Here is an 11,969-nt window from a genome sequence, read left to right on the forward strand (position 1 = left end):
GGGCTAACCACAAACATAGTGGATTTGTGGCTGTGCAGCGGATGGCACTCGGAGTGGGATATCGTTTCCGCTATTGATTGGAGAATTGCAGCCGCTTCAGACCAAAGCGCTTTGCCAGCAAGCGGTCCCGCAGCCAGCGGGGCAACCAGCGGGCCATCCAAGGCAACAGGCTGCTCTTGTTGCCAATTCTGAGCAGGGGCGCGGGGCGTTTGCGCAGCAGTTCGGCGGCCAGGTCACGCGCCAGGTCACGCGCCAGGGTGGCGTTTTGTTGCGATTCCAGCGCGCGGGCGCGCACATGGTCCTCACTGCGCTTGTACCAGGAGTCCGGCGCCAGAATTCCACGCAGGGAGGATTCGGCGTGGCGACCGAACTCGGAGGCGATAGCACCTGGCTGCACAGTTACCACGCGGATACCGAACGGCTTCAGCTCCAGGCGCAGCACATCGGACAGGGTATGCAGGGCGGATTTGGAGGCGCAGTAGGCGCCGGAGAACGGAGTGGGCATCACCCCGGAAACGGAGCCGATATTACAGATAACGCCACGGCGACGGGATTTCAGCAGTGGCGCACAGGCCCGGGCCAGGGCCATGGGCGCAAATACGTTGGTGCGGAACTGGGCTTCCAGTACGCGGGTGTCCAGCTCAAGCAGCGGGCCCATCTGGCCGTAGCCGGCATTGTTGACGAGGATATCCAGGCGTCCGTAGGCGGTCTTGATGGCATGTACCACGCGGTTGATGTCGGCCTGGTTGTTGACATCCAGGGCCTCGGTGGCAATGCCCACATCCGCGAGTTCCTGCAGGCTCTCTGCACGGCGGGCGGTAGCGATGACGATGGTGCCGCGGGCGTGCAGTGCCAGCGCCAGTTCGCGACCGATGCCGCTGGAGCAGCCGGTGATCAGCGCCACCCGGTCCGGAACCACGTAACCGCGACCGATCTGCGCCAGGCTTTCAGCGGCGAAGCTCTGATCGGAGGGGCGGAACCGCTTGGCGGGGGGCTTGCTCACGTTTACTGCTCCAAAACTGCGCTCGGTCTTATTCGGACGGGGCCATGGTCGGGGTCGATGTCAGTTTGAAGTGGGGATTCTGGATCAACCCGAAGACGTTGCCGAAGGGGTCGAGGAAACTGGCCATGAGTATGCCCTCCCCCACGTCGACAATTTCACCGTGTTGCCGCGCCCCCAGGCCGTTCATACGCTCGACCTGGGCCGCGATATCCGCAACTCCCCAGTAGGCAACGACGCCATCTGCACGACTGGTCACATTGCGGGCATCCGGGTTCAACCCCAGTTCGAAACCTCCGACATTGAAACCTACGTAGCATTCGGCGTCAAAGTAGGGCTCTACTTCCAGCAGGGTGGTATACCACGCTTTGGCTTCCTCCAGATTACCGACGCCGTAGATGACGCTCTGTACCCCTGAAAACTGACTCACCTCAGACCTTCCTTTGGAGATTTATTTCCGGTGTAGCGGTGCATTCCGAGATCGTTGTCGCCGCGTTGTTTTTGTTTGTTTTTACTCAACCCGCTGGCGTTATTCGAGTTCCTGTTCCAGCTGTTCGAGCAGGTCGAGGGGTTCGATTTCTTCCCCTTCCAGTTCGTCGTTCCAGTTGATGCCGACGAGCAGTACGTCATCGTGCATGCCGGTAAGCCAGTCGTCCATGAACTCTTCGAGGTCGATAGCGACAACCTGGTAATCGGCCCAGTCGTCGGCGATATGCGCTTCGGCGAATTCCCGCTGGGACCAGAAAGGCATTACGTCGCTGCCGGGGCGGGTCTCGGATTCACACAGCGCGAACCCCTCTTCCCCTTCCAGCGCCCAAACGCACCCCTGATCTACCGCCTCCGGCAGAAAGCGGTCGCAGTTTTCCTCAAAATCGTCTCCAAGTGGTTCCAAGTCCATACCGGCTAGCCTTAAAAATGATTTTGGGAGTTTACGTCAGATTGGGCGGGATAAGTAGATTCTTGCGCAGTGTTGTGGGCCTCGTGGTCCCCAGTCGATGGAGTACGTGGCGCTGGATCACTGGGTATGCGTTTTTGGAACCGCTGTGAATACATCCCTGTACGCTGCGTCGGCGACGTCCCTGTCGCCGACGCTTCCAAAAACGCATACCCAGCACTCCAGCTTAAATTCAACCTGTCGCGATACTTGGCCACTAACTGAGGATCGTATGCTTACGAAGTAAAGAGGCGCAATTGAAGCCCGGGTGGCGGGGGAGGGTTTTCAAAAGCGTCGCAAACAGGGATGTTTGCGACGCAGCGTACAGGGACGTATTCACAGCGGTTTTGAAAACCCTCACCCGTTGCCTGGGCGCCACCGAACCGGCTTAAGAAAACGCTTCCCACAAACCCCTAAAGCTGCAACCGATGCCCGTTTTCCTTCAACCACCGTCGTAACGTCCGGTAGTCGGGACAGAGGCTCGCCACCAGATCCCAAAACGCCCGACTGTGGTTGTGGTGACGCAAATGGCAGACCTCGTGAATCACCAGATAATCCACCACCGGCTCAGGGGCGAGGCACACCAGCCAGTTGTACTGCAGCTCGCCGCGAATGGTGCAGTGCCCCCACTTGCTGCGAGTGCGCCGCACTTTTACCGAGGAAAACTCCAGCCCCAGAAGGCCGGCAAAATGACGGGATTTTTCGCTCAGGGTATCCAGCGCTTCGCGCTGATAGAGCTTCTGCAACGCCGACTGAATCTGATCTTCATCCGGTTCGCGCGCACGGCAATACAACTGGATATAGCCATCGCGAATTCCCGCATCCGCCGCACAGGCCGCACGGTCCAGTTCCAGGGATGTACCCATCCAGGGAAACCGCGCACCAAATGCAAAATGATGTTCCGGCACCTGTGTCTGGCGATGCTCCAGCCCGCGCAACTGCTCACGTACCCAGACGATGTTGTCGCGCAGGAACTGATGACCGTGACGCTCCGCGCAGCGCTGGGGAATCCGCACCTCCGCACCTTTCTCCGTCACCACCAACCCAAGGCGTTTGCGGCGCGGGGAGCGGGATAAACGGTAGGAAACTTCCTCGAAGGTAAACAGATCCCCGGTCACGATAGAAACAGAATCATCAAGAAAATTTATAGGGAAGGTACCGGCACCACAGCCATGGTGATGCGGGAAATACAATTGAGCTTGCCGCTGGCGTCGTGCATACGGATTTCCCAGACCTGACTGCTGCGACCGATATGCACTGCGCTAGCTTTCGCAGTAACCAGGCCATCCGCCACCGGGCGCAGGTGGTTGGCATTGATCTCCTGACCGACGCAGTAAAACTTGCTGTTATCCACCACCATATTGGCGGCCATGGAGCCCAGGGTTTCCGCCAGTGCCACGCTGGCTCCGCCGTGGAGGATGCCGAAGGGCTGACGGGTGCGGTCTTCTACCGGCATGGTGCCGACGATAAAGTCATCGCCCAATTCGGTGACTTGCATTCCGAGATAGCTGGGCATGCAGTCGCCCATGCTCTGATTGATACCTTCTACCGTTGGTGCGCCGTGCCAGATCGCCATGGGATTACCTCGTTGATTCCACGTTTAACTGCCGTGAATATCAATAAAACAGAAACGGATTGAAAGCACCAAAGCCGCCAAAGCGCATCATCTCAGCTTCCAGATGGCGCATCTCACGCAGCAGGCTGCGGCGCTGGCTGCGTAAAGACTTTGCCTCTTCCTTCGTTTCCGCCTCTTCCAGTGCATTCTCTACCCTGTGCACTTCACGCTCCGCCTCGTAGTAGCGCCGTTCCAGGGCAATGTACTGTTGCTCGGCCTGGTATACCGCCAGGCCGTTCTGGTAATTGACGAGAAACAGGTCCGCAGTGGGGCCGGTGCAGACGCCCTCGTAATTGCTGCCGCGGCGGCCGACCACAAAGCCATTTTCCGGCGTGCAGTATTGCTCGACGCCCTCTTCATGCCCGCGCAGCCACGCTTCGGTATCGGTGCGTACGCCGTATTCGTGGCACTTCTGCGCGATCTGGTAAACCGTGGCCTGACTGCGACCGCGGGCACCGTCTTCGATACCGCGCTCGTACCAGAGGCCAGCCTGGCATTCATCTTCAGAAATTACCGCACAGCCGCCGCTCAGGGCGACGACTGCGGGAAGCGCGAGGAGAGCAAGCCGTTTCCAGGTTTTCATATTCTTGTCCGCCGGTTTTACGGCTTTATTTCACAACTCTGCCAGTGAACCTGCGCTGAATCAGCCGAAGCGCTTGTCCGCCACAAACGGGTTGGTCTGCCGCTCCTGGCCGAAGGTGGACATGGGGCCGTGGCCGGGGATGAATTTTACCGCATCCCCCAGAGGCCAGAGCTTTTTGGTAATGGAGTCGATCAGGTCCTGGTGGTTGCTCATGGGGAAGTCGGTGCGGCCAATGGAACCGGCGAACAGCACGTCGCCCACCAGCGCCAGGTTGCTGGCGCGGTGGAAGAAGATGACATGGCCGGGGGTGTGCCCGGGGCAGTGCACCACTTCCAGGACCTCGTCGCCGACGGTCACGGTGTCGCCGTCTTTGAGCCAGCGGTCGGGGGTGAAGGTTTCCACCGGTGGGAAGCCATACATCTGGGCCTGGACGACGATTTTTTCGATCCAGAACTGATCTGCTTCGTGGGGGCCTTCAACCGGGAGGTTGAGTTGGCGGGACAGGGGCGCGGTGCCACCGACATGGTCGAGGTGGCCGTGGGTGAGGAGAATTTTCTCCAGTTTGAGGCCGCGCTCTTCCACTGCTTTGAGGATGCGGTCGATGTCGCCACCCGGGTCAACCACCGCCGCGCGCTTGCTGTCGTCGCACCACAGCAGGGTGCAGTTTTGCTGGAAAGGCGTGACGGGGACCGAGTGAAATTGCAGAGCCATGGGAATACCTGTTTAGTCTTCGGGGGCGATTATAACCCCCGGGCGTCTTTTCCGGCTAAGGTGGCTCTGGCGCTTTGAAATTACTCAGGCTATGGCGGTCGCACGGTGCAGCGGGCTCGGCCTGCGCGCGGTGGATTTTTTCAGCAGCTCTGCCACATCCTCAATCAGGTTCTTCTGCACCAGCTCGCTCTGCCAGTAGCCGTCATGGGACACCAGTTGCGGTCCCCAGCTGGCGGCGCTCCATTCCGCCAGAGGGCGGGTCTCGAAGTCGCGGTAGACGGCCTGGTTGTAGGAGGGGCTCAGGGGTTTAAGCGGCCAACCGAAGAGGTCGTCCGGGTGGTAGAAGTTTTTCCAGCGGAAATTGTAACCGCGGGTGTCGGAGGTTACCGCCTGGATCTGGTCGCGCGCCATGCCGGCGGTCCACAGGGGGTTACTGGCGCCCAGGGTGTACCAGTGGGCGAGGGTCTTGCCGCGCAGGAAAAGGTCTTTGGCGGAGCCTTTGTGCACGCCCTTGGGACCGCCATCGCGCCAGATGCCGTGGTTGATGGTGGCCCGCTGCGCATCCCACAGGTAATTGGAGAGAATGCAACAGCCGATAGAATGGCTGAGCAGGATAACCGGGGCGTTGTCACTGGTGGCTTTGGCAGCGCGCTCGAAGGTCTGGTAGATGGCCTGCTGGGTCTTGTCGTAGTTGCCGCCGCGGTGGTGGATATCGGAGAGCTGGGCCGAGCCCTCGGCGAGGCCGTAGAGCATAAACTTGCGTGCGCGCAGGTAGTCCATGTCACGCTTTTGCATGGCCTCGAACACCCGCTCCAGATTGGGCTGCAGGTGCCCCTGGCAAAGGATGGTATCGGCGTGGATACGGGACCAATCGTCCCCGAGACTGTTTTTCAGCGCCTGAAACAGCGGCTCGGCAAAGCCCTCGTCCACGGCACCCATGCCCGGTGCCGCAAGGATTACCAGATCAGCCATGTTCACTCCCGCGAGTATTTGTTCTTGGTTTTCTTATTGGATGCGAATACCTCGCCGGGGTTTGCCCGCGCATCGTGAAATTGTGGAATCTGTGCTGCCTATCTATTAACGACCTGTAACCTGAATACCACAAGCCCGGAAAAGTACCACTGGAAGATAACAATGGGAAGAATCGCGCCAGCAAAGATGAATACTGCGCCAACCGTTGTTTCTTTTGCATCTGGAAAAAGTTTCTGAAAATTTTTATCGCTCAGCAAGGAACTTCAGTGCCAACACCTCGTCAAATTAAGCAGTTCCCCCAGATCACAGTGTGCAAACGCGTGGTGATCGAACTCTCTCATCGTATCTTTGCTTGAAGCCGGCCTTGCGCCGGCTTTTTTTCTGCTTGTGAAAACAAGCCGAGCTTGCTTCGTGTGCGTCCTCCCCCCCGGGGGAGGACGCACACGAAAGGCCGGACCCGTACACTAAAGTTGTACAATTGCGCCCGATGCATTCATTCGGTTTTCCGTTCGCAACCCGGTCAACGCCATGCTATTAGCCTCCAAGTACAGCCTTCCCGACTGCCCGGAACATACCCTGCAACGACCGCGGCTGCAGTCGCTGCTGGAGCAGAGCCAGAGTGACCAGTTGTTACTGGTCACCGCCCCCGCGGGTTACGGCAAGACCACCCTGGTCAGTTCCTGGGCTGCAGAGCAGGACAATCCGGTGGCCTGGTACTCCCTGGACAGCGGCGATAACGAACCAGGCCAGTTCTGCCGCTACCTGGTGGAGAGCGTGCACCGTGCCACCGGCAACGGTGTGCCCGAAACCAGCAAGATTCTCGCCGCCCAGCACAATCTCGATCCGTCCCTGGTGATCAGCCAGATGCTGGCGGAACTGCGCCAGCTCCCCAGTGAGCTGCGCATCGTGCTCGATGACTACCACCAGATCGACAACCCCGTGGTACACGATGCCACTCGCTTCCTGCTGCGCCACGCGCCCGCCGGTATCGGCGTGGTCATCACCAGCCGCAGCCAACCGCCGCTGGGCCTCGGCGCCCTGCGCCTGCAGGGCCGGCTGCTGGAGCTGACCGCGGAAGACCTGGCGCTGACCATCGACGAAACCACCCAGCTGCTGGCGCAGCGCCTGCCCTTCGCCCTCGGTAGCGACCGTGTGGCCCAGCTGCACCAGTTGTCTGAAGGCTGGCCACCAGCGGTGCAGATGTTCGCGCTGTCGGTGCGCAACCAGGAGGAGGTGGACCGCTATCTGGGGGAACTGGAGCAGGGCCACGGGCATATCCTCGACTATCTCGCGGAGGAAGTACTGGAACGGCTCGAGCCGGAACTGCGTCAACTGTTGGCCCGCACCTCCATTCTCACACGGGTGAACGGCCTGCTGGCGGAACGCCTGAGTGGCCAGAGCAGCGGTCAGCAGCAGCTGGAAACCGCTGCCAGCCGCGGTCTGTTCCTACAGGCGCAGGATTCCAGCCGCCAGTGGTTCCGCTTCCACCCGGTGTTCGCGCGCTTCCTGCAACGCCAGCTGGGAGATGGCGAAGAACTCACCCGCCTGCACCAGACCGCCAGTGACACCTGGCAGGAGCTCAAGCAGCCGCTGGAGGCCCTGCGCCACGCCCTCAAGGCACATGACCGCGAGCGGGTACACCGCCTGATCGCAGAGCAGGGCGAGCAGTTCCTGCGCGAGGGCCAGTTCCGCGTACTGAACGACAGCCTCAACTGGCTCGGCGAGGAGCAGATCAAACGCCACGCCTCATTTACCCTGCTGGCGGCGCGCCTCGCCCGCGACTCCTTCGACTACGAGCGCTGCAACAAACTGCTGGCCGCCGCCGAGAGCTGGCTGCAGCGGGAAGACCCCAAACAGTGGCAGGCCTACGAGGGCGCTTTTGCCGCGATGCGCGCCCAGGTTTCGATCTCCCGCGGGCAGATCCTCAAGGCCAAGGAGTACGCCCAGGAAGCACTGGAATTACTGCCGCAAGAACAGGACAGCGAGCGCATCGCCGCCCAGCTGGTGATCGGCGAAACCAGCTTCTGCCTCGGCGAGCTGGACCAGGCCATGCATCATATGGAAGCGGTGGAAAAAGCCACCCTCGCCCGCCAGGATATTCCCAACGCCGCCTGGGCCCTGTGCCAGCAGACGGAAATCGCATTTGCCAATGGCCTGCTGAAAAAGGCCAGCGCGCTGCAGGCGCGCGCACAGCGACTGGTGGAAGAGCACCACCTGGTGGGGCTGCCGATCTCCGAATTTATCTACCGCCTGAAGGGCCAACTGCAGTGGGAAGCCGGCGACCTGGACGGCGCGGCCGAATCCGCGCGCCGCGGTATGCAGATCAACCGCAAGGTGGGGGAGCGCTGGCTGCTGCCGGAATACACCCTGCTTCTCAAGGTAGCGCTCGCGCGGGGCGACAAGGACGAGTGCCTGGAGTGGATGGAGCGGGTGGAACACCTGCTGGCCGGCGAGCACTATCACCGCGACTGGGTGGCCAATGCCGACGCCGCGCGTATGCGCGTATGGCAGGCGCTGGAAAATTCTGCGGCCATCGCCAGCTGGCAGGAGCAGGCAGAGCCGGTGGCCGACCGCCCCAGCAATCACTTTGAGCAGTGCTATGGCCGCAACCATGTGCGCGCACTGATTTCCCTGCACCGCTGGTCCGACGCCAACCGCCTACTGGGCCGCCTGCAACAGGTCGCGGAGGAGTGTGGACTGATTACCGACCAGCTGCGCAACCGTGTCCTCGCCGCGCACCTGGCCTGGCTGCGCGAGCGCCGTGAACTGGCGCTGGAGCATCTGCGTGCGGCGCTCACCATCATGCAGGAGAGCGACCTGACGGCCAGTTTCCTGCAGATCGGCAAGCCCATGATTGTGCTATTGAAAGCCGCACTGGAGGAAACCGGGGAACTGGCCCTCAGTGAACAGCAGGCCGACAAGGCCCAGCAATTGATCAAGCTCGCCCAGCAGCAGCCGGAACTCGGGGGCGGCATCCGCATTGAACTGGATGAAACCATCGTGCGCGAGATCCTCGCCAGCGACGCGGTGCCCGATTTCCTGCGCCACTCGCCCCTCACCCCGCGGGAGTGGCAGGTGCTGAATGCGATCCACTCGGGCCTATCCAATGAGCGCATCGCGCGGCATTTCAAGGTGGCGCCCAGCACCATCAAGACCCATATCCGCAGCCTGTACCAGAAGCTCGATGTAAAGGACCGCCAAGAGGCGATTGCCCTGGCGGAGCAGCTGCTGCGGTCGGTACAGGATAAGCCCTGACCATCAGCCTCCAGACCGTCACCCGTACCCCCCTCCCCCCCCTATCGGGGAGGAGGTAAGCGTCCACCGGCGTCGCCATACTGACCCTAACCTAATAAGTATCCAATAACGGACTCACGGCATGAGCGGTATTCACACAGGCAACACAAACGCGGAATGGTGGCGCAACGGCGTTATTTACCAGATTTATCCGCGCAGCTTTTGCGACGCCAATGGCGACGGGATCGGCGACCTGCCCGGTATCTGCCAGAAGCTCGACTATGTGAAATCCCTCGGCGTCGACGCCATCTGGATCTCGCCGTTCTTCAAGTCACCGATGGCGGACTTCGGCTACGACGTGTCCGACTACCGCGATGTTGACCCGATTTTCGGCACCCTCGAAGACTTCGACCGCGTGATCGAGAAGGCCCATGAACTCGGCCTGAAAGTGATCATCGACCAGATCCTGAGCCACACCTCCGACCAGCACCCCTGGTTCGAGGAGAGCCGCCAGAATCGCGATAACCCCAAGGCCGATTGGTACGTGTGGGCCGACGCAAAGGCAGATGGCAGCGCACCGAATAACTGGATGTCCAACTTCGGCGGCAGCGCGTGGCGCTGGTGCACCCGCCGCCGCCAGTACTACCTGACCAACTTCCTGAAAGAACAGCCGGACCTGAACCTGCACAACCCGGAAGTTCAGGAACAGCTGCTGGCAGACCTGCGATTCTGGCTGGACCGTGGAGTCGACGGCTTCCGCCTGGATGCCATCAACCACGCGTTCCACAACCGCTCGCTGCAGGACAATCCGCCGCGCCCGGTAAAGCTGGACAATAACGGCCTGCCGCCGGTGAACAGCTACGAGTACCAGTGGCACATCCACGACAAATCACAGCCTGAGAACCTGGTGTTCCTGCAGCGCGTGCGCGCCCTGCAGGAAGAGTACCCGGGCACCATGACCGTGGGCGAAGTGGGCGACGACAACACCCACAAGATCATGGCCGAATACACCACGGAAAACCGCCTGAATATGGCGTATTCCTTCGACCTGCTGTCGGAAAACTGCAGCGCGCAGTTCCTGCGTGACACCCTGGAAAAGAACCGCCAGGTAATCGAAGAAGGCTGGCCCTGCTGGTCCATCTCCAACCACGATGTACCGCGCTCCTTTACCCGCTGGAACAAGGGTTTCGATAACGAGACGGCCATGGCGCGCGCGCCGATGTACCTGCTGATGCAGCTGATGCTGCGCGGCAGCGTGTGCCTGTACCAGGGCGAGGAGCTGGGCCTGCCGGAAGCCGATGTGGCCTTCGAAGATCTGCAGGATCCATACGGCATCAACCTGTGGCCGGAGTTCAAGGGCCGCGACGGTTGCCGCACCCCCATGCCCTGGTTCAACGGCGGTGAGATCAATGCGGGCTTTTCCAAGGTGAAACCGTGGCTGCCGGTGGCGGAGGAGCACTATCACCTTGCCGCTTCGGTGCAGGAAGATGACCAGCACTCCATGCTGAACCGCTTCCGCGATTTGCTGCAGTGGCACGGGACGCTGTCGCCGGCGCTGGCCACCGCAGACCAGACCATTGTGGAAACCGGCGATGACCTGCTGGTGTTCGAGCGCAACAGTGACGCGGAAAGCTATTTCGTGGTGCTGAACCTGGGCCACGAACCCGCCGCGTTCGCCCTGCCGGAAAAATTTGCCGGCAGTGAAGACATTACCCCGAGCGGCTTCGGCGGCTCCGTCAACGGCGCGCAGATTACCCTGCCGGTTGCCGGCGCGCGGGTCTTCTTCAAAAAATAAGACTGCAAAGGAAACAGGAAATAATTCGGACTTTATTGAGAAATTGGCGCGCACTTATGCGAGTGCAGCGAACCAGCCCGGGGCAAGTTACTCAAAGGGTTACCTCTCAATAAGATCGTCAGCTTTGTTGCTCTCTCGTCAAAGCACGCTTTCCAGATCTTCTGGAATGTTTGAGGCCGGCTCTTGAGCCGGCTTTTTTTTGCCCACATTTCTGTCTATCACCGGCACCCGTCATTCCATTTCAATGTAAAACCCCAAATACCCCGACCCTACCATGCCTCTCACTTGCCCAGAGGTCTGCAAGACCAACCGGCAGGGCTCATCCCGCGGCCAATCCGGGAAACACCGGCGCGCCGCTTTGGGGAAATTCACAGGTCAGGTAAGTGCACTCCGGTGCAGGGGCTCGTTCGTCCCTGAATTTCCGGAAAAGGTATCCGCTGCGGTTCTGCTAATGTGAACCGGCGGCTGCGGCATTCCTGCCTGCAATTGCTCGCGAGAGCAGATGAGGTACGCATGCAACGCTCTTCCACTCTTCTGAAACGCTCTGTTAAAAAAATCCTGCTGGGCGGCAGCCTGCTGCTGGCGGCGTCTGCACTACTGGCGCCAGTTGCACAGGCGGGCGACTATCCACATCCGTACCAGCAACACAGATCCATGACCGACGGCAGCGCCTGGTGGCGCCCGGAAGTGATCGGCGGTGCGCCACATATCATCATCGATTTGAGTGAACAGCGAGCCTATTTCTACAAGGGCGGTCAGCTCGCAGGCATCACCCCCATCTCCACCGGGGTTGCGGGCAACCGCACGCCCACCGGCAGCTTCCGCGTGTCGGAAAAAGAGGTGTATCACCGCTCCAATCTGTACGGCCACTACGTGGACCGCGCGGGTTATGTGCGTATGAGCAGCGTGGATGTGCGCCGCGACCGGCGCCCTGCCGGCACCGTGTTCCGCGGCGCGTCGATGGATTTCTTCATGCGTGTAAATGGCGCGGTGAGCATGCACGCCGGCAAGGTAACCGGGCGTCCGGAGTCCCACGGCTGCATCCGCCTGCCCTGGCACATGGCGAAGATCTTTTATGAAAACGCCCCGATGGGCACCAAGGTGACCGTGCGGAATTAACCGCGC

The 11,969-nt window shown here is 60.6% G+C and carries 11 protein-coding genes; 3 read left to right on the plus strand and 8 right to left on the minus strand.

Annotated features, from left to right (window positions below; translation table 11 throughout):
- Positions 1–70: 70 nt before the first annotated feature.
- From R5R33_RS06780 to R5R33_RS06815, 8 genes are all read right to left on the minus strand, one after another.
- Positions 71–1,003, minus strand: a complete 933-nt coding sequence (locus R5R33_RS06780) for an SDR family oxidoreductase (protein WP_318955264.1) — start codon at positions 1,001–1,003, stop codon at positions 71–73.
- A gap of 28 nt (positions 1,004–1,031) precedes the next feature.
- Entirely contained in the window at positions 1,032–1,430 is a 399-nt protein-coding gene (locus R5R33_RS06785; RefSeq protein WP_318955265.1) for a VOC family protein, read from the minus strand.
- A 99-nt stretch (positions 1,431–1,529) separates the two neighbouring features.
- Positions 1,530–1,898: a DUF2750 domain-containing protein gene (locus R5R33_RS06790; protein ID WP_318955266.1), complete on the minus strand. Its 369-nt coding sequence runs from the start codon at positions 1,896–1,898 to the stop codon at positions 1,530–1,532.
- Positions 1,899–2,347: 449 nt separating this feature from the next.
- Complete coding sequence (locus R5R33_RS06795) at positions 2,348–3,052, minus strand: M48 family metallopeptidase (protein ID WP_318955267.1); 705 nt, start codon at positions 3,050–3,052, stop codon at positions 2,348–2,350.
- A gap of 26 nt (positions 3,053–3,078) precedes the next feature.
- Positions 3,079–3,510 carry a hotdog fold thioesterase gene (locus R5R33_RS06800; RefSeq protein WP_318955268.1) on the minus strand — a complete coding sequence of 144 codons (432 nt, stop codon included), beginning with the start codon at positions 3,508–3,510 and terminating at the stop codon, positions 3,079–3,081.
- Positions 3,511–3,550: 40 nt separating this feature from the next.
- Entirely contained in the window at positions 3,551–4,132 is a 582-nt protein-coding gene (locus tag R5R33_RS06805; RefSeq protein ID WP_318955269.1) for a DUF2799 domain-containing protein, read from the minus strand.
- A 60-nt stretch (positions 4,133–4,192) separates the two neighbouring features.
- Positions 4,193–4,843: an MBL fold metallo-hydrolase gene (locus tag R5R33_RS06810; protein WP_318955270.1), complete on the minus strand. Its 651-nt coding sequence runs from the start codon at positions 4,841–4,843 to the stop codon at positions 4,193–4,195.
- 84 nt (positions 4,844–4,927) lie between these two features.
- Positions 4,928–5,815: a hypothetical protein gene (locus R5R33_RS06815; RefSeq protein WP_318955271.1), complete on the minus strand. Its 888-nt coding sequence runs from the start codon at positions 5,813–5,815 to the stop codon at positions 4,928–4,930.
- A gap of 528 nt (positions 5,816–6,343) precedes the next feature.
- Between R5R33_RS06815 and malT the strand changes: the two genes are divergently transcribed.
- The 3 genes from malT (at position 6,344) to R5R33_RS06830 (ending at position 11,963) form a co-directional block, all read left to right on the plus strand.
- Positions 6,344–9,070: an HTH-type transcriptional regulator MalT gene (gene malT, locus R5R33_RS06820; protein WP_318955272.1), complete on the plus strand. Its 2,727-nt coding sequence runs from the start codon at positions 6,344–6,346 to the stop codon at positions 9,068–9,070.
- Between the two features lie 121 nt (positions 9,071–9,191).
- On the plus strand, positions 9,192–10,844 hold the full coding sequence (locus tag R5R33_RS06825) for an alpha-amylase family glycosyl hydrolase (protein WP_318955273.1): 1,653 nt from the start codon (positions 9,192–9,194) through the stop codon (positions 10,842–10,844).
- 513 nt (positions 10,845–11,357) lie between these two features.
- On the plus strand, positions 11,358–11,963 hold the full coding sequence (locus R5R33_RS06830) for a L,D-transpeptidase family protein (RefSeq protein ID WP_318955274.1): 606 nt from the start codon (positions 11,358–11,360) through the stop codon (positions 11,961–11,963).
- Positions 11,964–11,969 lie beyond the last annotated feature (6 nt).

This window comes from Microbulbifer pacificus, from assembly GCF_033723955.1.
In the GTDB taxonomy this organism is placed as follows: Bacteria; Pseudomonadota; Gammaproteobacteria; order Pseudomonadales; family Cellvibrionaceae; genus Microbulbifer; species Microbulbifer pacificus.